Origin of the sequence: Deinococcus detaillensis (assembly GCF_007280555.1) — a bacterium.
Taxonomy (GTDB): Bacteria; Deinococcota; Deinococci; order Deinococcales; family Deinococcaceae; genus Deinococcus; species Deinococcus detaillensis.
Genome location: NZ_VKDB01000001.1, coordinates 161,013 through 182,569, shown reverse-complemented (window position 1 = coordinate 182,569; position 21,557 = coordinate 161,013). Strand labels below are relative to the sequence as shown.

Genomic DNA, 21,557 nt, shown 5'->3' with positions numbered 1-21,557 from the left:
CTACTTTGACATAGGCGGCCCTGGCACCAGAAGCGGCGGCACGGAAAGCGAATCCAAAAGCTCCGTCCAAAAGGTGATGTTGGCTTCCTGGTACAAAAAGCCCATCCGCAAGGTGTGCCGCCCAAACGCACTCGGGCCTGCCGATGAGTGCTCGGGAAGGCGGCTGAGCGCTTGATACACCGCCAAGCGCTCGCGGTGAACTTGCAGTTGCTCGGCAGCGAGTTGCCGCACCTGTTGAGGCGAGCCTTCTTCGGCAAAAAACAGCTTGAGCAGGCCGAGGTCGCGTAGTTCGGGAAAACCGGCAGGCTCAGACAGCCAGTCTTGCAGCGCCACTCTCCCCGCTGGCGTCACCTGATAAGTGCGTTTGCGCCGCCCGCCGTCTTCCTGCGTGTCGTCGAGCAGGCCCAGCGAAACGAGGCGCTGCGGCTCGGCGTACAGCTGCGAGCGCGGAAAGTTCCAGAAATGGCCCACCGATTCGTCAGCCCAGCGCTTGAGGTCGTAGGAGGTGCCGCTGCCGCACTGACTCAGCAGTCCCAGCACGATATACGCCGAAGGGCCAAGCACCTGACTTGCATCACTCACGCTGACAGTCTACACTTCCTTCAGACCGTCCAGAATAGACCATTTGAAATAGATGGTCAGCGGTCAGGGAGTAACCAATGACGCCCAGCAGCGCGACAAATGTCCTAGGAACACAGACGGTACACGCCCGTGCCAAGCCCGCACCCAGCCGCCTAACTGCCGAGCTCGACGGCGACTTCGTGGTGTTTATGATCGGAATGCGGATCAACAAGCCGTGGAAGGTATCGGCGTGGCTGCCGGTGTTTTTGGCAATGCCGAGAATGCTTGCCGAACTGGAGAAAGCGCCGGAACTCGGCCTCCTCGGCGGGCGCTTCGCGGGCACCACCCTGATTCAGTTCTGGCGCAGCAGCGAACACCTCAATGCTTACGCCGAGTCGCGCCAGCACGTTCACCTTCCGGCGTGGCGGGCCTTTAACCAAAGCGCCAGAACATCGGGCAGCGCGGTGGGCATCTGGCACGAAACTTACCGCGTGGCGGCGGGAGAGTACGAAACGGTGTACGTCGATATGCCCGCCTTTGGGTTGGGTCAGGCGGGCAAACTCGTGGCGGCCAGCGGGCGCAGGGCCACCGCAGCGGGGCGAATGGGCGGTGAAATCAAAGGAGCTTAGCTGGTTTTGGCTTTTTCCGCCGCCTGCATCGCCAAATACATCTGGTACTGCGGCGCACCGCCGAGCATGTTCTGGCCGCCGTCTACCGGCAAAATCACGCCGGTGATGTAGCTGGCGGCGTCAGAGACCAGAAACAGCGCGGCGTTGGCAATGTCCTGCGGCACCCCGAAGCGGCCCAGCGGCACGGTTCGGGTAAATTGCGAGCGCGTTTTCTCGTCGGGCGCGAGGCGGGCCATGCCCTCGGTACCGTCAATCGGGCCAGGAATGATGGCATTGACGCGCACGCCGCGCAGACCCCACTCCACCGCTAACGTTTGCGTCAGTGCGTCCACGCCAGCCTTAGCCGCCACCACATGCGCCTGCATCGGCACTGGCACACCATAAGCGCTGATGCTGAGGATGTTGCCGGGCTGCTTCAGGTGCGGGGCCGCCGCTTTGATGGTGTGGTAGGTGCCGATGAGGTCGATTTCCACCACCGTTTTGAAGCCGTTGGGGCTGATGCCGTCCACTGGGGCCGGGAAATTACCCGCCGCGCCCGCCAGCACGATGTCGAAGTCGCCCTGGGCGGCTATGGCCTGCGCGACTGCTGCCTGCATGGCCGCGAAGTCGCGCACGTCGGCGCTGACGCCAATGGCTTTTCCGCCCTGTGCCACAATGCCCGCCGCCGCGTTCTGGGCTTTTTCGAGGTTGCGGCCCAGAATCGTGATGGCGCAGCCGTGCGCCGCAAAGCTCTGGGCGATGCCAAGGTTGATACCGCTGCCGCCGCCGGTAATCAGGGCATGCTTGCCAGCCAGCAAATCAGGGCGGAAGGTCGAAGTTGCGGGGTGTGGCTGGTTCATGGTGTCTCCTTGAGATTATGGTTTTGGGGATTTGCGCCGCTCACGACCCTTAAAGAGGGAGAGAAAAAAGATGAAAGGCTTCGCTTTGAGCTCCGCTGGAAGGGGAGAGTGAGCACAGCGACTGAAGTTATTTCACTTCCGAAACGCCGCCGCCAACCCCTCCGCCGTCATGTGCTCGGCGTTCCAGTCCACCGCCTGACTCAAGCTTTCGGCGTGGGGCAAAGCAGCGTTCAGCACTTTTTTGGTGCCTTCCAGCGCCTTTGGCGGCAAAGTGGCGAGGTGAGCGGCCAACTCCGCAGCGCGGGCAAACAAGGCTTCGGGGTCGGGGAGCACTTCAGTGACCAGGCCAATGCGCTCAGCTCTAGCGGCATCTATTGGCTCTCCAGTGAGGGCCAGTTGCCGCGCCCAGCCCTGCCCCACGATGGCGGGGAGGCGCTGGAGACCGCCCAGATCGGCGGCGATACCGAGGCGCACTTCCGGCAAGCTGAAGCGGGCGTCCGCGCTACATAAGCGGATGTCACAGGCGCTGATCAGTTCGGTTCCCGCGCCAATGCACCAACCATGTACGGCGGCGATCACTGGAATGGGCAGCGCCGCCACGCCTTCAAAGGCCAAGTGCATCGGCGCGACTTGGGCGCGGAACTTTTCTAAATTGCCCAGTGACTCGCCGATGCTCTGGGCCGAGGCTTTAACGTCCAACCCGGCGCTGAACAACTCCTCGCCGCGAATGATCAGCGCTCTGGCCTGAGCAAGTTGGGGCAAGACTTCGGCCATTTCGTGCCAAAAGAGTGGCCCCATGCTGCCTTTTTTGGAAATGATGGTCAGGGTGGCGACCTCACCTTGGGAGGTGAGCCGAACGGTTTGGTGACTCATGGCCGGAGTTTAGCGCGGGAAAGTGAACTGGGTTCAGGGATAGACGGTTGGTGGTTTGTCCCGCCGTAGCCGCTGCCAAAGCACCCACACCAGTACCGCCACCGAGAGAACGGGCAGAACAGATTGGAATGCGGCTTGGAGGCCATCCGAAAGCCCCTTGACAGACAAGCTTTGTCCCATCACAATCAGCACAAATACACCGACAAGCACAGCATTGCCCACGCTGACCCACCAAGCTTCACGTCCCCACCAGTGAGCCAGACGCGACGGTATCAGCAAGGGTGCGCCAGTGAGCAGCAGCCGAGCGAGTTCACCGAGCGCACTGACAATGACGGGCACCCAACTGTCGTTGGTGGTCGGACAGCAATTCGTCGGGAAGAGTAGCGCTGTGGCCACCAGCACCATGCCTAAACCCATCCCTATACCACCCACTATCCGGCTACTCGGCAACTTAAAGGTGGTTAGCAGCAACGTGAGACTGCCCACAAGAAAAGCAAGAACGCACCCCAGAATGAAGCCAAGTGGTTGAGGCAGCGTCGGTGGACTGGGCGGCTCTTTTTGCAAGTTGGGCGGCTTGAGTGTCAACGTAGCAGGCATCACCACCGCTTCACCGCCCAGTTTGGGCCAAACAGTGACTTGGTAGCCTTCCTCAGTATCGGGACGGAATGTAATGAGACTTTTCTCAATGGCCGCGCTGTTGCCCGCTGCCACCAAGCCAACTTCAATACAGCCTTTACCCTTCCATTCAGGTTGAAGTCGTTCAAGATTGTTCACTTTGTAAATCTCTATGGCCGTGACGCAACTTCGGGCTGTATTTTGGGCTGCGACTTGGTACGCCGCTGCTTGAGCTTGAGCAAGCCACTGCGGGGAAGGGGGCCGGGGCTTGACCTTGGGCCTATTCGACTCGGTGCCAGTCCAGACTTTGCCGCTAATGTCTGTGACCGTCACTCTGAAGTCTCCAAGCTTGCCCGCGCCCAAGTTGACTCGGCTTCCAGCGACGGCAGGGCTACTCGACTCGCCGTAATACGATTGGGCCATGTCGAAGGCTGGGGAGTCGCAAGATAGCGGCCCGGTTAGCGTGTCAGCGAGGCTCGGTTCCCTGACTTCCGCAACTGCAATTGAGGTAATGCAGCCTTGCAAGTACCGTTGCGCTTCCAGTGGGACGTTTAGACTGGCCGCCTGCGAGAGTGATCCGATCAAGGGGAGCAATACGGCCAAGCTTGGCAACAGCATCTTCATGGAGCGAATCGAGCGCTGACTGAACTGGCCTCAATCTGACTCACCCCACCCGCTCCGCTTCAAACACCCGACTTGGCCGCTTATATTCGTCCTGCGCGGCCACCAGCTGAATTTCACGGCTGTCAGCGGCGTGGGTGATTTCTAGCAGGGCATACAAAGCGCTGGTCGCCAAGCTCAGCGCCTCGCCCGCTTGGTTGCTGCTCAGGTACTGTCCCAGAAACAGCGCGGCGATGGCGTCTCCGGTGCCGTTGCGCGGCGGCTCAAGCGGCAGCAGCGGCGTAGAGCACAACCAAGCGCCCTCAGCGGTGACGGCGAGGGTTTCAATACACTCAGTTGGTGCATCCGAACGCACCAAGCTGGTCACGACCACCACGCGGGGGCCGGCCCCACGCATCCGCTCTCTGAGTTGGCGCGAAGCCTTCAGGGCGTCTTCCAGCGTCTCTATCTTCTGATTTGTCAGCAGTTCCAGCTCAAATTGGTTGGGCGTCAGGATGTCGGCTTCAGGGATGGCCAGCGCCGCGATGCGCTCCGGCAACTCGGGCCGCACGAAGACGCCGCGCCCGTAATCGCCCATCACCGGGTCACAGCAGTACAGGGCCTCAGGGTTGGCGGCCCTAATCCGTTTCACCGCGTCCACCACCGCCGCCACCGTGCCTTCACTGCCCATGTAGCCGCTCAGCACCGCGCCGCACGTCGGCAACACGCCTCTGGCTTCTATGCCGTCTATCAGCTCGGCCACCATTTCCGGCGCGAACACTGGCCCCGTCCAAGCGCCGTAGCCGGTGTGGTTGGAGAACTGCACCGTGTTGATGGCCCACACCTCAAAGCCCAGCCGCTGAAGTGGGAACACGGCGGCGGCGTTGCCGACATGCCCGTAACTGACCCATGACTGAATGGAGAGGATATTTTGCGGCAAAATTGGGCGCTTGGTCATGGCACAAGAATAGCGCTGCTCAAGTCGGGTCAAGTCTGCTGAGCACCTGCGCTTCGCGTTCGGAAGTCAGGGTAAAAGGCATCGGCTGACGGCTGCACCAAATTCGCGTGTCCCGCGCCGTGACTTCGGGAGCCGTCAGCGTAAAGCCCGCTTTGATTGCCCGGTCGAAGCTGACGTTCATGCGTCCCGCCTGCGGATCGGTGTCGGCCACATACAAGCTGAGTTCTTCGGTATCCGGCAGCGCCCGTTTGAGTGTGTCCGCATCTACCCAATGCACGTCCGTAGCGCCGCAGCGCCGCAAAAAATCGGCCCAAGTCAGGCGCGGCCCCGCCAGGTTAAAGACTCCAGAACGCCCGTCTACGATCACCTTCAGCACAAATCGGGCCACGTCGCGCACGTCGGCGACTTGCAAATGATCGGAGCCGTCACCGGGAGCCAGCATCACGCCGCCCGCTGTTGTCCGCACCGCCCAGTACGGGTAACGCAGGTTGGAATCATACGGGCCGACCACGATTTGAGGCCGCAGAATGGTATAGGCGTCGGGGTAGAGGGCTTGCACAATTTGTTCGCAGACCACTTTGAGCGGCCCGTAGGTTTCACCGTTGATCTCGGTTATGTCTTCGGCAGCGGGTGCTTGCAAGGCCGACTGCTCGGTGATGAGCAGCGGACACGGCTCGGCGTAAATGGCCCGCGAGCTGATATACACGTAGCGCCCGACTTGCCCGCTGAGCAGTTCGGTGCTGGCCCTGACCTGCTGGGGCAGGTAACCGCTGACATCCACGCAGGCGTCCCACTGGCGGCCCACCAACGCGGTCAGGCCCGCTTTGCCCTGATCTCTATCGCCGCGCAGGCGCTCGATTTCGGTAGGCAGCTCATCCGGCGACTGGCCCCGGTTGAAGACGCTGACTCGGTGCCCCGCCGCGAGGGCGGCTTCCACGGTGTGCCGCCCGATAAACTGAGTTCCACCGAGAATCAGCACGTTCACGGGCGCTTAGCCTTCACTGATCTACGATGCTTTGCAAATCGGCGGCGCTGTAGCGCTGGGCCTTGAGCCGCTCGGCCCGCTGCACGGCGCATAAATCGTCCACGGCACGGTCCAAATCGTCGTTGACCACCACGTAGCGGAAATGATGGGCTTCCAAGATTTCTTCACGGGCGCGGGCCAGCCGCTTTTCAATTCGCTCGGGAGTCTCGGTGGCGCGGCCTTCCAAGCGGCGGCGCAGCTCGGTGAGGCTCGGCGGCATGATGAAAATCAGCACCGCTTCGCTGGAATGGGCGGCCACCTGCATGGCTCCCAGCACTTCCACTTCCAAAATCACGTCTTGGCCGCGTGAGAGCGCTGCGTCAATCGGGCCTTTGGGCGTGCCGTAGCGGTTGCCGACAAACTCGGCGTGTTCCAAAAAGCCGCCGGACTGAGCGTGGGCTTCAAACTGCTCCGGCGTTACGAAGTGGTAATCAAGGCCGGGACGCTCTCCGCTGCGGGCGGGGCGGGTCGTCCACGACATCGAGTAAAAAACGTCTTGGTCGTTGAGCCATTTTTCGCGCAGGGTGCCTTTGCCCACCCCTGAAGCGCCGGTCATGACGATGAGTAAACCGCGCTGAGGCTGATGCGTCAGGCGGCTTGCTGGCACGGGTTGAGGAGTTGTTGGTGGGGCGCTATTAGAGGGGCTGGAGTGCGTAGGCCGTTCGGTGGTTTGGAGCGTTGCCGACATCTGAAAAGCATACCCCTTCTGACGCCGCCTCTGCACGGTCAAACGACTGGAACGGCGGTCGACTTTCAGGTCGAGTGGGTATCAGAAAATAGAGAAAGCGAATACAAGTGAGCAGGCCTTACCCTCTCGCCAACTGCTTACCTTTTTCACCACGCCGATGGGCCAATTGCGCAGTACAAAGTAGCGTTGCGACAATGAGTAAACTCAGCTAAAATGGGAGCTATCTGAGATTCAGGAGGTGAAATATGAAGAAAACCATCCTCGCGTTGCTGGCCCTCGCTTTGGTCGGCGCAGCGTTTGCCAGCCCCACCGTTGATACCACCAAGCAAACCAACGGCTCTCGCAGCATTTGGGCAAGCTAAGGCCACATTCCACAACCAACCGAGATTGATTTCGACGCCCCCTTATTGGTGGGCGTTTTCTTTACACTCCATAAAAGTTCCCAACCGCGAATCAGCAGTCAGATCATTCCTCTTGCTGATCAGTTTTACTCTTCGCCCTCAAGGCCCGCGTCATCTTCAAGGGCAATTTCGGGCATTTGGGGCCGCACGAAGCGCAGGTAATCAAGCCAAGGCGGGGTGTGGCCGAGTTGACGCACCAAGAGCGCAATTTGAGCGGTGTGGCGAACCTCGTGGGTCATCACGTACCACAGCAGTTGATCCAAAGTGGCGTTGGCCGAGGCCGGATCGTCTTGAACCAGCTTGACGGAGGCGCTGAAATCCGGTTGCGACTCCAGAAAATCCTGAGTGCGCCTTTGCACAGCTTTGCCGTAATCCAAAATCCACGAAAGCTGGTACTGCTCAGCCTGCGGCCTGACCCAATCGTGCTGAAAAGCGCTGGCCTCAAGGCCGTCTCCACGTGCGATCACGTGCACCCAATGGTCTTCAATGTCAATGGCGTGCAGCAAGAGGTCTTTGATGTTGTGAAAGCGGTCGCCATCAACAAGGGCAGCATTCAGATCATCTTCTGGAAGTGCACGCAAAAAATTCCACAGTTGCTCGCGTGCAGCAGCAAGGTACGTGTAATATTCGCGGACATTCATGAGGGCATTAAAGCATACTCGCCTGACACCTGCCGTAATCAGAACTTATTCGCTTTCACTGTTCAGCCAGCTTTTATTCAGGCACTTACCAAGTTGGCCCGCTCGTCTTCCATCTGACCTGCCAAAGGCCGCAGCAGCGCCTCGGCCTGCGGCAAGGTGTCGAGCCGCACCAAAGCGTCGCGCAGCTCGCTCGACAAAGGCTCAGCGCCGGCCAAGTAGCGCGGCAAAACTTTTCTCATCTGCTTCATGCCGCGCCATTCGCCGTACCATTGGGCGTTTAAACGGGCGTGGCGCAGCGCGGTAGACGCCCGCGCCTTCAAGTCGGGAAGCGCAAAACCGTCTTCCAGCAGTTCGCTGAAAATCCACGGCTGACCCACCGCGCCGCGCCCGATCATCACGGCGGCCACGCCAGTTTTGAGGCGATCACGGGCCTGCTCGGCGCTCAGTACGTCGCCGCTACCAATCACCGGCACGCGGACGCTGGCGGCCACTGCCGCAATCGCGTCCCAATCGGCCTGTCCGGTGTAGCGCTGGGCTGAGGTGCGACCGTGAACGGTGATTAAGCTCACGCCCGCTGCCTCGAGGCCCTGCGCCACTTCCACAGCGCGGTTGGTATCGAAGCCCAGCCGGATTTTGGCGCTCACGTCCAATGGCACGGCCCCGCGCATGGCCGAGATCAGGGTGTAGGCCACTTCGGGCGTTTGGAGAAGGCAGGCTCCGCCTTTGCCGCGCACTTTGGGCACGGGGCAGCCCATGTTGAGGTCGATGGCGGCGGCGTCAAACCACTCGGCGGCTTTGCTGGAGGCTTCAGCCAAGATGTCGGGGTCGGCTCCGAAAAGCTGCACAACGCGGCCCACTTCACCTTTGTATGGTTTGCCGATAATCAGGTCAGCGTCTTCATTGCCCAGCACCAGGCCGCGTGAGCTGATCATTTCGCTGACCGTCCACAGCGCCCCGGCCTCAGCGCAGAGCTGGCGCATCGGGGCGTCACTGTACCCGGCCATCGGAGCCAGCACTGCGCCGGGAAACTGCGGCGTGCGGGCTTCTAAGCGGCGGGCATAAAAGCCGCGCTGGTTGGCAACGGGTGGGGCAGACTCAGGAAGTGGAGCGGTCATACAAGCATGGTAGCAAGGAGGTCTTATTTGAAATGGAGTCAGGGCAGCGGGCAGGAGTTGCGCACTGCGGGGTTATAGGTGGGCCGATCTCAGCCGCCAGTCAGGTCGCTCACCGTTCATTTCCCATAGCCGTTTGGTACGGAAACAGAGACAGGGGACTCAGGGGGCCAGCACCTTACCCCCACCACCATATAAGCCCTTTTCACTTTTCATTTGACACCGGAGGGTATGCTGGTGGGGTCTTAAAGTTCGTCCGCGCTCGTATTTCCCCTGTGTAGGGTGCTTCCTTATGCGGGAAGGGGAGGAATGACCCTTGAAGGTACAACCCGTCGCTCTGCACCACGCACCTTTGCTCCACCACCTGTACCAAGCCACGCCCAGCTATTTTGCGCTGCTGGGCAGCCGGGTACCGTCTCTGCAAGAAGTCACGCGGGACATCGAAACCGCGCTCTACGATTCGCGCCGCCACTTGGAGCTGCTCTATCAGGGCGGCGAAGCGGTGGGCAGCCTCGATTACAAACTCAATTACCCTTACGCGGGCGACGTGACCATCAATTTGCTGCTGATTCGCGGCGATATTCAGTCACGCGGGCTGGGCGAGCGGGTCGTGCGCGACCTGGAAAAGCGTCTGCCCGACAGTCGGCGGCTGCTGGCCAGCGTACTGGGCGACAACCAAAGGGCCGTCAAGTTCTGGGAGCGCCTCGGGTTTACTTTCGCCACCGACGCCCGCCCAGTCATGACCTGGTATGCCAAGACGCTTCACTGCCAGCCTGAGCCGCAGCCTGCCGCGCTGAGTTGAGCGCTGACTTCGAGCGGCCCGGCGCTTTATCCTGAGCAGCATGATCGTCAAGTACGGCGGCAACGCCATGAAAAATGTGGAGCTGCGGCGCACGGTGGCCCACGAACTCGCCGCTCTTCGCCGTGAGCATCCGCTGGTGGTCGTTCACGGCGGCGGCCCCGTCATCGAACGCGAACTGGAGCGGCGCGGCCTGAGAAGTGAGTTTGTGCGCGGCCTGCGCGTCACCACGCCCGAAGCCATGCAGGTTATCGAAATGGCGCTGGGGCAGCTCAATAAAGAACTGTCTTACGAAATCGGCAGCGCGGTGGGCCTGATGGGCCACGACAGCAACTTGCTGGTGGCCGAGCCGCTGGGCGGTGAACTGGGAAGAGTCGGCAAAATCGTCAGTGTCAACGCCGAACTGCTCCGCAAGCTGCTGAGCGTCGGGATAACGCCGGTGGTGGGCTGTGTGGCGGTGGACAAGAGAGGAGCAGCACTCAACATCAACGCCGACACGGTGGCGGGCGCAGTCGCCGGAGCGCTCGGCGAGGGCGTGATCTTTTTGACGGACGTGGACGGGGTGTACCGCCATTTTCCCGACCCTACATCACTGGTGGAGCAACTCAGCCGCGAGGAAGCCGAAGAAGGCATTGCGGAAGGTTGGATCGGCGGCGGGATGATTCCCAAAGTGCGGGCCGCCCTCGACGCCCTCAGGCGCGGCGCGGCTTACGCCACCATTGCCAGCGGAATGCAGGCGGGCGTGCTCAAACGGGCGGCGGCGGGCCAAGCCGGAACCCGGGTGGTGCCGTGAGCGGCGCAGTGAGCACGTTGCTGCTGGCACGGCATGGCCGCACCGCCCACAACAGCGCCGGTAAAATACAGGGCCGTTCTCAGGTGCCTTTGGACGAAACGGGGGAGCAGCAAGCGAGGCAACTGGCCAAACACATCGCTGGGTTAGAAAGCCGCCCCAGCCAAATCTGGGCCAGCGATCTGCTGCGGGCCGGGCAAACGGCGGGCGAGGTGGCCGCACGGCTCGGTTTGCCCATCACCACCGATGTAAGGCTACGCGAACAGGAATTTGGCGAGTACGAAGGCCACCTGCTCAGCGAACTTTTGGCCGAGAATCCCCAGTTTGCCAAGGCCTGGACGCAGGATTTCAGCTTACTGCACCCGCCCGGCGGCGACAGCTTTGCCCAGACCACCGCGCGGATGCTGGACTGGTTTGAGACGGCCCGCCCCCGAAAGGCCGGTGAAGTGGTGCTGGCGGTGTCGCACGGCCTTGCTCTCACGGGCCTGCTGTGTGCCCTGAGTGGGTTGACTCCGCGTGAAGCGATGCGGCAGGAATTGTTTCGCCATGCCAACGCCGCTTATACCGTCCTGACTTTGGACCACGAGTCCGGCGAAGTCTTGGGGTGCAGCTCGGTGCAGAATGGGCACCTGACCCTGCTCGCCACCAGTTGACCGTGATTTGGCTGACTGGGCTTGTCTGATTCAGCTTCTTACCTCAAGCGGCTAAAGACAGGATAAATTGGCTAAATGTTAAAAAGGAATCTGCTGCTGAGCGCCGCTTTGCTCAGCGTTTCTGCGGCCAGCGCTCAAAAGACCACTCTCGAATTCTGGACGATCTCGCTCGCGCCGCTGTTTAACGACGAGATGAACCGCTTGTCTACCCAGTTTGAAAAAGAAAACCCCACTGTGGAAGTGAAATGGGTAGACGTGCCCGCCACCGCCATCGAGCAAAAGTTGCTGGCCGCCGTCGCCGCTGGTCGCCCGCCCGCCGTGGTGAATTTGAGCAGCGACATGACGGTGAAAATGGTGCAGCAAGGCGCACTGGAAGCCATGCCGCTCAGTGACGCCCAGAAGAAACTCTATTTCGCTTCGCCGCTGTCCACTTTTACTTTTGACAATAAAGTCTACGGCACGCCGTGGTACTGGGCACCCAAAGTCGTCGCTTACAACACCGACATTTTCAAGAAAGCCGGACTCGATCCCAACAAACCCCCACTGACCATCCAAACCATGATCGCCGCCGCCAAGCAAGTCAAAGACAAAACCGGCTTGTACGGCTTTATGCCCAACATCAATGGCACGGGCTTGCTGTACTTGTTTCAGGAAGCGGGCTTACCGATTTTGAGTGGCGACAAGAGCAAAGCCGTATTCAACTCGGACAAGCACATTCAGCTGCTGCAAACCTACGTCGATCTCTACAAAAAAGGCTACATTCCTGAAGACACCATGCGGCGCGGTTATGTCGGAGCCACCGAGCTGTATTCATCAGGCAAGCTGGCGATGCTGATTACCGGGCCGCAATTTATTTTGCGGGTCGCCAACGACAACAAAGATGTCTACAATTTGACCAAAGTCGCGCCGTATCCGATCAATATTGCCGGGAACCTGATCCACACGCCTCTGATGGGTATGGTCATTCCTAAAGGGGTGAAAGATAAAGAACTCTCTCAAAAACTCGCCCTCTTCTTGACAAATGACACCAACCAACTGGCTTTTTCCAAAGTCACGCAGACAACCTTTCCTTCCACGGTCAAAGCCAGCGGCGACAAGTATTTCAAAGCGGGCGGCACTAACGCCACCGATCAGGGCCGACTGGTCAGCAGCAAAGAACTCAAAAAAGCCAAAGACTTGACTTTGATTTATCCTGACGCTTCCAAACTCAACAAAGTCTTCAAAGACAATGTCGAAGCGGCCATGTTGGGTCAGAAAACGGCCAAAGCGGCGCTGGACGATATTGTAAAAGCTTGGAACGCCAGTTTGTGATTGGACTTGTGGGAAAGGGAAGAAAGAAGGTACTCCTTACCGCCGCCCTTCTCCTCACACCCGCTCTCGCCGCGCCCGCTGCCCTCACCCCTGTGCCGGACGCGCTGGCCGCTTCGCCCAGCCAGGTGCTGATTCCTGCGCCGCAGAAAGCCGAGTTTCCCGCCGGAACATTGCCGCTCACGAATCTGGGCCTCAAATTAGTGGGAAGCGCACCGGAACTGAGCTGGGCGGCGCGTGATCTGAGAGCCGAGTGGCAAACCCGCCTGGAACAAAAATTAGCCGACAGTGGCAAGCTGAACATCACCATCGGCACCCGCTCGGACGCTGACCTGGCCGCCAAAGCCAAAGCGGCAGGCCTGTATACCGAGCAGCCGGAAGGCTACGCGCTGTGGGTAGACGCATCGGGGGCGTATATCATCGGAGCCGATGCCAAAGGCGCTTACTACGGCGCTCAAACGCTGCGGCAACTGCTGACGCCTACGGGGCTGCGCTTTGCCCGCATTCAGGATTTTCCGGGGCTGAAACAGCGCGTGGCCATGATCTACCTCGACTCGTACAGCAAAGGCGTCAATGACCGCCTGATCCCGATGCTGGCCGAACTCAAATACAACGCCGTGCTGATCATGAGCAATTACGTGCAGTGGGACGTGGCCAGAGCGGGCGGCTGGGCCTCGGCGGGCGGGGCCAGCAAGGCGGAAGCGGCGCGGGTGGCCGAGCTGGCCCGCAGCTACGGCCTGGAGCCGATTCCGCTGATCGAGACGCTGGGTCACGTCGCCTGGATGTTTCAGGGCGGCAAGAATCTGGACCTTGTGCAAGACCCACAGTCGCAAAACCCCTATGCCTACGACACGCTCAACCCCGAAACCTACAGCCGCGTGCTGTTTCCGGTGCTGAAGGAAGCGGTGGAAACCTTCAGGCCCAAGCAAATCCACCTCGGCCACGACGAAGTCAGAAACCGTGACCGCTTCCCGGCCCGTGAGAACGGCAAAGCGGTGGGCTTCGAGAAATTGTTCGTGGACGACACCATTAAGCTGCACGATTACCTGAAGTCTCTGAACGTGGGCACGATCATCTGGCACGACGCCGCCTTTGCCGATTCGGTGGTGAGCAGCTTGCCCGCTCAGCTTCCCAAAGACATCACCGTTTCTTCGTGGAATTACAATCCGGCTCCAGATTACCCGATTCTCAGCACCATCAAGGACGCCGGATTCACCGCTTTGGGCGCGAGCTGGGGCGACCCACTCAATACCGAGACGTATGCGGCGGCAGCGCTGAAACGCGGCGCAAATGGCATGATTCAAACCCGCTGGACCGGCTACTTTGGCAATCCCAGCATCTGGGACGGTCAGGCTGATCAGGGCGTCAATTATGTGCGCGGCGGCAACAGCTTCTGGAATCCGGGGGCCAAGCCGCTGGCCGAAGTGGACCCCACGCTGGCCGAAACGACTTACCGCGATCTCTACGCGCCGACGCCTTACGCTCAGCACGCCGGGCAACTGGTTGATCTCTCCAAGCTGGTAACGCGCACACTGGCCGACGCCAATGAAACCGGCTGGATTCACAAGGGGCCGGACATTGACCTCTCTAAGTTGCCCACTGGAAACGTCAAGATCGGCGCATACCGCTTTGCCATCAGCGGCGCGGTGATGCTCAAAGGTTCGCGGGGCGCGGCGTCTGATCTGCCGAGTCAGGCCACCATTGAGCTGAACCAGAAAGCCGCCCGCCTCGCCTTCCTGCACACCACAGGCTGGACCACTCCAGTCAACCGCGAGCTGATAGGCCGCTACGAAATCGTCTATGCCGACGGCAGCAAAATCGTGCAGCCGCTGGAATATGGCCGCCACATCCGCGCCTGGACGGAGCTGACGCCGAGCAGCATGGTGCAGGCTCCGGGCTGGCGCGGCCAAACCAAAGATGGGCTGGCCGTGAATCTGGGTGTGCTGGATTGGGTCAATCCCAAACCCGACCAAGTGATTAAATTGGTGACGCTGGTGAGTGAAGGCAAGCAGGCCAATCCGACGCTGGTTGGGCTGACGGTGGTGGGAAAGTGAGGTTGGGAGCAGTCAGCACCCCAGAGGAAACGACTTGAGCCTCACCCGTCCCCCCCTCCGCCAGAGCACGGACACCCCCCAAAGCGCAGGCCGCCGCAGCCGCACCATTCGCACTACGCTGCTGGCCTACGGTTTCATGCTGCCGTTTCTGGCACTGCTGATGCTGTACCACACCTGGCCGGTCATCTTCGGCACGTATCTGGCGTTTACCAAGTACAACATCATCTCGCCGCCGGAGTTTGTCGGGCTGGACAATTTCCGCGAACTCATCAAGGATCAGCAGTTCTGGAGCGGCGTCGTCAACAGCCTCAAGTACCTGCTGGTGGTGCCGTTTATCCAGCTTCTCAGCATTGGCGTGGCCATGCTGGTCAACCGGCCCCTGAAAGGCATCAGCTTTTTTCGCACTGCCTACTATGTGCCCGTGGTGACCTCGTTCGCGGTGGTCGGCCTGATCTGGACCTGGATGTACCAGCAGTCCGGCCCGGTCAACTTCGTACTGATGCACCTCGGCTTGATGCAGCGCGACAGCAGCCTGCTCAACAACCCCGGCTCGGCGCTCTACGCGGTGATGTTCGTGACGCTGTGGAAGGGCATCGGCTATTACATGGTGCTGTATCTGGCGGGCCTGCAAAGCATCGGGCGCGAGCTGGAGGAAGCGGCGGTGATCGACGGAGCCACGCGCTGGCAGGTCTTTGTAAATATCACCTTGCCGGGCCTGCGCCCCACCATTTTGGTGTGCAGCCTGATGAGCACCATCAGCGCCGTCAAAGTCTTTGAGGAAATCTTCGTGATGACGCAGGGCGGGCCAGTCGGCAGCACCTATACGGCCCTATTTTTTAATTATGCCAAGGCCTTTCAAGACTTCCGCTACGGCTACGCGGCGGCGGCGGGCATCGTGGTGGCGGTCATCAGTCTGGTGTTTGGGCTGATCAACTTCAAGATGACTCGCGGCGGGCGGGTGGACGGTTAAATGACCACTTCTCCCAAGACTGACCCCACCACTTCGCCCCAAGCCGCCCAGCTCAGAGCACAGCGGCGGCGGCGCACGCGCCTGCACAACTTCGCGGCCTATACGGTGCTGACCGTCATCGCGCTGGTGATGCTCTACCCGTTTTACTGGACGCTGATTACCAGCCTGGAGCCGACCGGCAACATCTACGAAGCCAAGCTGCTGCCCAGCGGTGTGAGTTTGAAGAATTACGCGGCAGTGCTGAGCGGCACCACCGTTCCCTTTTTGCGGATGGTGCTCAACAGCGTCGTGATTTGCACGGTGGGTGTGATCGCCAGCGTCACTTTTGCGGCGCTGGCAGCTTACCCACTCGCCAAGATGCGCTTTCCGGGCCGCGATCTGATTTTTTACGCCATTCTCGCTCTAGTGGTACTGCCCAACGAAGCAGGACTGATCGTCAATTACATCACCACCATCAAGCTGGGCCTCTTGGAGCAGCGCGGCCCCGTCTGGGACACCATTACCCAGTACGCCGCCATCGTGCTGCCGAGCGTGGCGAGCATTATCGGGCTGTTTCTGATTCGTCAGGCGTATATGGGCGTGCCGATAGAACTGATCGAGGCCGCCCGCATCGACGGCGCAAAAGAGCTGACCATCTGGCGGCGGATCATGTTGCCGCTCTCGATGCCGACCATCGCGGCGTTTGCCATTCTAGAATTCGTGGCGCTGTGGAACAGCTTTCTGTGGGCGCGGATTTTGCCGCTCGACCCGCAAATGCTGCCACTCTCAGCAGGACTGCTGGAACTCTCCGGCACTTTTGCGACCAATAGCCGAGCGACGATGGCGGGCGCGGTGCTGGTCATCATCCCCATTCTGATCGTGTTCGCCTCACTGCAACGCTACTTTATGAAGGGGATTGAAGGCGCGGTGAAGGGGTAAACGTGTGAAAATTTGGCCTTCATTGGGATTAGTGGCGCTGGTATTGACGGGTTGTCAGAATAATGAAACTGAAGTTAAAACGTTCAATATGGATGTGAGCGGAGTTGTTTTTCCTGTTAGTGTCGGCAGCACAGAATCCCTTACCTTGAAAGTTAAGCTGGGCTCCAACTGCTCCGAACCTGTCTTGAAAGAATTCAAAGTAGAGCGCACAGCTAATACTCTGTCCCTTTTAGCCCAAAGAACAGTGATTGTGAGTAAAGAGCTACCACTCATTTGTCCACCCGTCTATTTCTACGCTATAAAAACCTATATCGATCCCGGCACACCCGCCCGCTCCAATCCTTTTGAAGTCTTCGTCAACGGCAAATCGTATGGCATGATCACAGTCAACCCGTAAGCCAGCAGGGAGGTCAACGGTGAATCTCAAGAGGATGTTTCTATTCATGACGCTCGGCCTGAGCGCCTGTCAAACCAAACCAAGCGAGGCGAGTAGTCCGCCGGTTGCGCTGGAAGTGCTTGACGTGAAGCTGCCCGACAGCGTGGGAGCCAGTGAAGCGCTCACGGTCACGGTCAGTGTGGCTGATGGCGGCTGCTATCACTTCACCAACTTTGAAGCCAAGCAGCGCAGCGCCAGCCGATTGGCCTTCTCGGTGCAGGGACGTCCACTGGCCGGAAGCGTCGGCTGCCCGCCCGTCACGGGCCGTGTGGCGGAGGTCTACACCGATCCCGGCACGCCCGCCCGAACCAATCCGTTTGAGGTCTTCGTCAACGGCAAGTCTTACGGTACGGTCAGCGTCAAGTGACCTTCCCGCTCAGCTTGCCCTACACCCACCTCCCCCGGCGCTGGGATGTGCTGATTGCGGGCGGCGGCACGGCGGGAGCCATTGCGGGTATCGCGGCAGCTCGTGAGGGCGCGAAAGTCTTGGTGCTGGAAGCGCAAGGCAGTCTGGGCGGCACCGGAACCAACGCTTGGGTCACGCCGCTGATGAAAAATGTCTCGGCGGGCGTCAACCTCAACCGGGGCCTGACCGATCAGCTCAAAGCCCGCCTGCTCTCACGCGGCGACGGCGCACACGACAAAGGCGGCAACGACAACTGGTTCAACCCCGAGGGCCTCAAGTACGTGCTGGAGCGGATGCTTATAGAGGCGGGCGGCGAAGTGCTGTATCACACCAACGTGGTCGCGCCTATTCTTGATGAACCTAGTCTTGATGAACACCGTCTGGACGCAGGGCGCATCACGTCGCTGGTCATTCATAACAAGGGCGGCTTGCAGGCCATCAGCGCGGACACCTTTATCGACGCCACCGGAGACGCGGACGTGGCGGCGGCGGCAGGTGTGCCCTTTCACGCCGGAGACGAAGACGGCCTGCACCAAGCCATGAGCCTGCGCTTTTCGCTGGCAGGGGTGGACTTAGAAAAGCTGTGCGCCTTCCTGACCCAACATGGCCAGTGGCAAGAATCGCCGCGCTTCATGCACTTCTGGATGGTCTGGAATAAGAAGAGCAGCTTGGAACCGCTGTTCCAGCAAGCCATTTCAGACGGCGTGCTGGAAGAACGCGACGGCGATTATTTTCAAGCCTTCAGCGTGCCGGGCCGGGCGGGTGAGCTGAGTTTCAATTGTCCGCGCATTCGGGCCGACCTCAACGACGGCGCGAATCCCTGGCATTTGTCAGCGGCGCAAACAGACGGACGGGAAAGCATTGAGCGGCTCATCAACTTTTGCCGTCTGTACTTGGCAGGCTGCGAGAACGCTTATCTAGGAACCTACGCCCCGATGGTCGGCGTGCGCGAAACGCGGCGCATCGTGGGCGACTACACGCTGACCCTCACCGACATTCTGGAATGCCGCAAATTTGAAGACAGCATCTGCAAAAACCACTACCCGGTGGACATTCACAGCGTCAAAGGCGGGGCCAAACTCCTCCACGAACGCGAAGGCACCGCGCCGTACTTTGCCGCCGACGCTTATCACGAGATTCCTTACCGCGCCATTGTGCCGCAGGGGATTTCAAATTTACTCGTGCCGGGCCGCTCGGCCAGCAGCAGCTTCGAGGCGCAGAGTTCGATTCGGGTGCAGCAAAACTGTCACAGCATGGGCGAAGCGGCGGGCGTGGCGGCGGCGTGGGCCGCGCGGGACTACGGCGGCGAAGTGCGGCGAGTTGGGGGCGCAGCTTTGCGGGAGCGGCTGCGCGAGTGGGGAGCCAACGTTTAAGCCAGATGCCCAGCTTTATGAGAGAATGCGGGTCAAATGGGGGAGAACCGATGACCGATGACCGCACTTTTTCAGTGGACGACCCGCACGCCGCGCCCAACATCGGCGGCGTGCCGTACAGCATCGAGCGGCGCACCTTTGCCCGTATTCCGTGTTTGGTGGAGCGGCCCAGCCTGCCGATCCGTGCCCTGCTGGTGGTCTATCACGGCGCGGGCGCGGCCAAGGAAGGCAAGCTCGGCGTCTACTCGCCGCTGACCGCTCAGGGCGTGGCCGTCATCATCCCCGACGCGCCGCTGCACGGTGAGCGGGCGCTCAACCAGACGGGCCTCAACCACCGCGAGTTCGTCTGGGAAAGTGCCCGCCGCAGCGTGGCCGAGGCCGAGGCGTTTTTCACGGTGCTGCAAGACGAATTCGGCAAACTGCCTTTACTCGTGGCGGGCAGCAGCATGGGCGGCTACGTGGCGCTGACCCTCGCCCGCAAAGAAAAACGCATCGGCGGCGCGGCGGCGCTAATCACTTCCGGCGTCTGGGAAGAACCCAGCGTCAACGCTCCCGGCGTCCGCGTTTTTCTGGAAGCCCAGCGCCCCAATACCCACACCGAGGGCTTTGCGCCCACGCCTCTGCTGCTGCTCAGCGGCGACAGTGACCCGACTTTTCCTTTCGAGCAGCACCACGCCCCCACCGCCGCTGCCCTCGCGCGGGCTTACGAAACGGCGGGCTGCCCCGAGAAATTCAGCGCCCGCGTGTATTCGGGGGTGGGCCATTACACCAGCCGCAAGATGCGCGACGACGTGGTGGCGTGGGTGACGGAGCTGCTCGGGGCGTGACGCGCCTACTGCTGATTCCGCCCGATACCCGCCCCGTGACCCTCAGCTTGCCGACTCTGCTGGCCCAGATGGTGGGCGCTGAAGTCGGCGTGCCGCCCCAAAAAGCCCTGCCATTTTTCTTCACGCCCGGCGATACCGGCAAATTGCGCCAGTGGCTGCTCAAGATGGCTCCCAGTTCGGACGTGCTGGTGGTCTGCTTGGAAACCCTGACCCTCGGTGGGATGATTCCGGCGCGGCGGGTCACGGACTCGCTAACGGAAGTGCTGGCACGATTAGAAGTACTGAACGAAATCAAGACGCTCAATCCGGTTCTCAAGATTTACGCTTTCGGGGTGGTGGTGCGCGTCGCCCACGACAATGATCCACACGAAGAAAAACCCTATTACGGCGAGTGGGGCCACTGGCTGCGGGCTTACGGCGTGGCCGCTGACCGCCTCGCCCGGCACGGCGAAGGTGAGCGTCCGGCGCTGGAGCAGGCCCGCGCCGCCCTGCCGCCCGACATTCTCAGCGATTGGCTGGGCACCCGGCAGCGCAACCACGCCCTGCACCTCGCCGCGCTGGACTTGGTGGAGGCGGGCGTCATCGAACACCTCTGCCTGACGCTGGACGACACCGCCGAGTACGGACTGGCCGCACTGGACCGCCGCGCCTTGGAGGGGCAAACTGACGCGTTGGACCTCTGGAGCCAGGTGGACATCTACCCCGGAGCCGACGAAGTGCCCTGCGCCCTGATCGCCCGCGCCCTGAGTCCTGAACCGCAACGCGCTTACGTGATTTACAGCGGCCTTAATGGTCAAAACGCCGAGATGATTTACGAAGACCGGCCCGCTGGCGAGCTGGTTCGCGCCCACCTGCGGGCGGCAGGCTGCCGGATGGCTGACACGCCCGCTGAGGCCGACTTCGTGCTGATGGTCAACACTCCCGGCAAGCGGCAAGCCAACCGTCAGCCGGATTTTGCCAGCGTGGACACTGCTGAGCGCCACCTCCCCGCCTTCGTTGACCGCCTGGCCGAGGAGCTGGCCGCCGGACGCCGCACCGTACTGGCTGACATCGCCTATCCCAACGGTGCCGAGCGGCGGCTGTGGGCCATGCTGCAAGGCTTGCCCCTTGCCAAGCTCGCCAGCTACTCGGCCTGGAATACAGCGGGCAACACACTGGGCAGCGCCGTGGCGTTCGGCAAACTTTCCGGCAACATCGTCAGCCGCGCCGCGCAAGTTCAGGCCCTCTTTTCGCAGATGGTGGACGACGCGCTGTATCAGGCGTTCGTGCGCTCCGAGGTGCGGAGCAAGCTGGACGCGCCGAGTCCTTACGATTTAGGGGGGCAGCGTGCGGAGGCCGAAGCGGAGTTGCAGTCAATTATCACGTCGCAGATTTGGGCGCTGTGGGAGCGGCATTTCGCAGGCAGCGGCCTGAAGCTGGACGTGGGAGCGGCGCATCTGGCGTGGCCGCGACTGTTTACCGGCGTGTTTCCGCTGACGGTGAGCGAGTGAGTCTCTTGTCTGGCCTGACTGTCCGCCCCCGCTTGCCCCAAGATTTGCCGACGCTCTACCGCTGGCTGTACGCCGAACCAAACCCCGAGTGGCAGCGCTGGGACGGGCCTTACTTTTCCAAACAGCGTTCCAAACTCAGCTTTGAAGCTTACGCCGAACGGGCCGACGTAAATCCTTGGAATGAAGATCAGCAGATCGTGGCGCTCGGCAGCGAGTGCATCGGCTTTCTCAGCCGCTTCGAGGAGGCTCCCTCAGGCGGCGGCTGGTACGAACTCGGCGTGGTGATTTTTGATCCGCAGCACTGGAGCAGCGGCCTCGGCACGCGGGCGCTGAGCCTCTGGACAGCCGCCACCTTTGCCGAGAAGCCCGCCCATCTCATCACCCTGAGCACCTGGAGCGGTAATGCCCGAATGATCCGCGCCGCCGAGCGGGTCGGCTACCGCGAGTGCGCCCGCATTCCCGAAGCCCGAAACTGGGACGGTCAGCGCTGGGACAGCGTCAAGCTGGGCATGCTGCGGCGGGAGTTTGAGAGCGCCCACTTGGCTCCTTAGCGCTCTATCCCAAGCCAAAAAAACGCCCGCCGAGTGAGGAT

The 21,557-nt window shown here is 60.9% G+C and carries 23 protein-coding genes; 14 read left to right on the top strand and 9 right to left on the bottom strand.

The window, feature by feature from the left end:
- Window positions 1-582: a PadR family transcriptional regulator gene (locus tag FNU79_RS00930; protein WP_143719054.1), complete on the bottom strand. Its 582-nt coding sequence runs from the start codon at window positions 580-582 to the stop codon at window positions 1-3.
- Between the two features lie 77 nt (window positions 583-659).
- Between FNU79_RS00930 and FNU79_RS00925 the strand changes: the two genes are divergently transcribed.
- Entirely contained in the window at window positions 660-1,190 is a 531-nt protein-coding gene (locus tag FNU79_RS00925) for a DUF4188 domain-containing protein (protein ID WP_143719053.1), read from the top strand.
- Here the strand turns inward: FNU79_RS00925 and FNU79_RS00920 are convergent.
- From FNU79_RS00920 to FNU79_RS00885, 8 genes are all read right to left on the bottom strand, one after another.
- A complete protein-coding gene (locus tag FNU79_RS00920; RefSeq protein WP_143719052.1) occupies window positions 1,187-2,029 on the bottom strand; it encodes an SDR family oxidoreductase in 843 nt (280 codons plus the stop codon). The genes FNU79_RS00925 and FNU79_RS00920 overlap by 4 nt on opposite strands.
- A gap of 132 nt (window positions 2,030-2,161) precedes the next feature.
- Window positions 2,162-2,902 (bottom strand): enoyl-CoA hydratase-related protein, encoded by a 741-nt coding sequence (locus FNU79_RS00915; protein WP_143719051.1) that lies wholly within the window; start codon window positions 2,900-2,902, stop codon window positions 2,162-2,164.
- A 33-nt stretch (window positions 2,903-2,935) separates the two neighbouring features.
- Complete coding sequence (locus tag FNU79_RS00910; protein ID WP_143719050.1) at window positions 2,936-3,940, bottom strand: hypothetical protein; 1,005 nt, start codon at window positions 3,938-3,940, stop codon at window positions 2,936-2,938.
- Between the two features lie 241 nt (window positions 3,941-4,181).
- Window positions 4,182-5,075 (bottom strand): pyridoxal kinase PdxY, encoded by an 894-nt coding sequence (pdxY, locus tag FNU79_RS00905; RefSeq protein WP_143719049.1) that lies wholly within the window; start codon window positions 5,073-5,075, stop codon window positions 4,182-4,184.
- Between the two features lie 19 nt (window positions 5,076-5,094).
- On the bottom strand, window positions 5,095-6,060 hold the full coding sequence (locus tag FNU79_RS00900) for an NAD-dependent epimerase/dehydratase family protein (protein ID WP_143719048.1): 966 nt from the start codon (window positions 6,058-6,060) through the stop codon (window positions 5,095-5,097).
- Window positions 6,061-6,073: 13 nt separating this feature from the next.
- Entirely contained in the window at window positions 6,074-6,706 is a 633-nt protein-coding gene (gmk, locus tag FNU79_RS00895) for a guanylate kinase (RefSeq protein ID WP_225429829.1), read from the bottom strand.
- A 568-nt stretch (window positions 6,707-7,274) separates the two neighbouring features.
- A complete protein-coding gene (locus FNU79_RS00890; protein ID WP_143719046.1) occupies window positions 7,275-7,829 on the bottom strand; it encodes a DinB family protein in 555 nt (184 codons plus the stop codon).
- A 77-nt stretch (window positions 7,830-7,906) separates the two neighbouring features.
- Window positions 7,907-8,944, bottom strand: a complete 1,038-nt coding sequence (locus tag FNU79_RS00885) for a tRNA dihydrouridine synthase (protein WP_225429793.1) — start codon at window positions 8,942-8,944, stop codon at window positions 7,907-7,909.
- Window positions 8,945-9,257: 313 nt separating this feature from the next.
- Between FNU79_RS00885 and FNU79_RS00880 the strand changes: the two genes are divergently transcribed.
- The 13 genes from FNU79_RS00880 (at window position 9,258) to FNU79_RS00820 (ending at window position 21,516) form a co-directional block, all read left to right on the top strand.
- On the top strand, window positions 9,258-9,743 hold the full coding sequence (locus tag FNU79_RS00880) for a GNAT family N-acetyltransferase (protein ID WP_143719045.1): 486 nt from the start codon (window positions 9,258-9,260) through the stop codon (window positions 9,741-9,743).
- Between the two features lie 40 nt (window positions 9,744-9,783).
- Window positions 9,784-10,533, top strand: a complete 750-nt coding sequence (gene argB / locus FNU79_RS00875; RefSeq protein WP_143719044.1) for an acetylglutamate kinase — start codon at window positions 9,784-9,786, stop codon at window positions 10,531-10,533.
- Entirely contained in the window at window positions 10,530-11,183 is a 654-nt protein-coding gene (locus FNU79_RS00870; RefSeq protein ID WP_143719043.1) for a histidine phosphatase family protein, read from the top strand. The genes argB and FNU79_RS00870 overlap by 4 nt, the downstream gene beginning before the upstream one ends.
- Before the next feature lie 75 nt (window positions 11,184-11,258).
- Window positions 11,259-12,494, top strand: a complete 1,236-nt coding sequence (locus FNU79_RS00865; protein WP_143719042.1) for an ABC transporter substrate-binding protein — start codon at window positions 11,259-11,261, stop codon at window positions 12,492-12,494.
- An 8-nt stretch (window positions 12,495-12,502) separates the two neighbouring features.
- On the top strand, window positions 12,503-14,545 hold the full coding sequence (locus tag FNU79_RS00860; protein WP_143719310.1) for a beta-N-acetylhexosaminidase: 2,043 nt from the start codon (window positions 12,503-12,505) through the stop codon (window positions 14,543-14,545).
- Window positions 14,546-14,579: 34 nt separating this feature from the next.
- Window positions 14,580-15,515 (top strand): carbohydrate ABC transporter permease, encoded by a 936-nt coding sequence (locus tag FNU79_RS00855; RefSeq protein WP_404825736.1) that lies wholly within the window; start codon window positions 14,580-14,582, stop codon window positions 15,513-15,515.
- A complete protein-coding gene (locus tag FNU79_RS00850) occupies window positions 15,516-16,433 on the top strand; it encodes a carbohydrate ABC transporter permease (protein ID WP_143719041.1) in 918 nt (305 codons plus the stop codon). It abuts the gene before it with no gap.
- A gap of 4 nt (window positions 16,434-16,437) precedes the next feature.
- Complete coding sequence (locus FNU79_RS00845) at window positions 16,438-16,830, top strand: hypothetical protein (RefSeq protein WP_143719040.1); 393 nt, start codon at window positions 16,438-16,440, stop codon at window positions 16,828-16,830.
- Between the two features lie 19 nt (window positions 16,831-16,849).
- On the top strand, window positions 16,850-17,236 hold the full coding sequence (locus FNU79_RS00840; RefSeq protein ID WP_185974568.1) for a hypothetical protein: 387 nt from the start codon (window positions 16,850-16,852) through the stop codon (window positions 17,234-17,236).
- A complete protein-coding gene (locus FNU79_RS00835; protein WP_143719038.1) occupies window positions 17,233-18,648 on the top strand; it encodes an FAD-dependent oxidoreductase in 1,416 nt (471 codons plus the stop codon). Before FNU79_RS00840 ends, FNU79_RS00835 begins: the two co-directional genes overlap by 4 nt.
- Before the next feature lie 50 nt (window positions 18,649-18,698).
- A complete protein-coding gene (locus FNU79_RS00830) occupies window positions 18,699-19,475 on the top strand; it encodes an alpha/beta hydrolase (RefSeq protein ID WP_143719037.1) in 777 nt (258 codons plus the stop codon).
- Complete coding sequence (locus tag FNU79_RS00825; protein ID WP_143719036.1) at window positions 19,472-20,965, top strand: DUF4127 family protein; 1,494 nt, start codon at window positions 19,472-19,474, stop codon at window positions 20,963-20,965. The genes FNU79_RS00830 and FNU79_RS00825 overlap by 4 nt, the downstream gene beginning before the upstream one ends.
- Window positions 20,962-21,516 (top strand): GNAT family N-acetyltransferase, encoded by a 555-nt coding sequence (locus FNU79_RS00820; RefSeq protein ID WP_143719035.1) that lies wholly within the window; start codon window positions 20,962-20,964, stop codon window positions 21,514-21,516. Before FNU79_RS00825 ends, FNU79_RS00820 begins: the two co-directional genes overlap by 4 nt.
- Window positions 21,517-21,557 lie beyond the last annotated feature (41 nt).

What these genes read in the sequence shown, in the direction of transcription:
- FNU79_RS00925 (WP_143719053.1), top strand. Translation starts at nt 660, where the DNA reads ATGACGCCCAGCAGCGCGACAAATGTCCTAGGAACACAGACGGTACAC.
- FNU79_RS00830 (WP_143719037.1), top strand. Translation starts at nt 18,699, where the DNA reads ATGACCGATGACCGCACTTTTTCAGTGGACGACCCGCACGCCGCGCCC.
- argB (WP_143719044.1), top strand. Translation starts at nt 9,784, where the DNA reads ATGATCGTCAAGTACGGCGGCAACGCCATGAAAAATGTGGAGCTGCGG.
- FNU79_RS00910 (WP_143719050.1), bottom strand. Translation starts at nt 3,940, where the DNA reads ATGGCCCAATCGTATTACGGCGAGTCGAGTAGCCCTGCCGTCGCTGGA.
- FNU79_RS00890 (WP_143719046.1), bottom strand. Translation starts at nt 7,829, where the DNA reads ATGAATGTCCGCGAATATTACACGTACCTTGCTGCTGCACGCGAGCAA.
- FNU79_RS00865 (WP_143719042.1), top strand. Translation starts at nt 11,259, where the DNA reads ATGTTAAAAAGGAATCTGCTGCTGAGCGCCGCTTTGCTCAGCGTTTCT.
- pdxY (WP_143719049.1), bottom strand. Translation starts at nt 5,075, where the DNA reads ATGACCAAGCGCCCAATTTTGCCGCAAAATATCCTCTCCATTCAGTCA.
- FNU79_RS00885 (WP_225429793.1), bottom strand. Translation starts at nt 8,944, where the DNA reads ATGACCGCTCCACTTCCTGAGTCTGCCCCACCCGTTGCCAACCAGCGC.
- FNU79_RS00915 (WP_143719051.1), bottom strand. Translation starts at nt 2,902, where the DNA reads ATGAGTCACCAAACCGTTCGGCTCACCTCCCAAGGTGAGGTCGCCACC.
- FNU79_RS00850 (WP_143719041.1), top strand. Translation starts at nt 15,516, where the DNA reads ATGACCACTTCTCCCAAGACTGACCCCACCACTTCGCCCCAAGCCGCC.
- FNU79_RS00920 (WP_143719052.1), bottom strand. Translation starts at nt 2,029, where the DNA reads ATGAACCAGCCACACCCCGCAACTTCGACCTTCCGCCCTGATTTGCTG.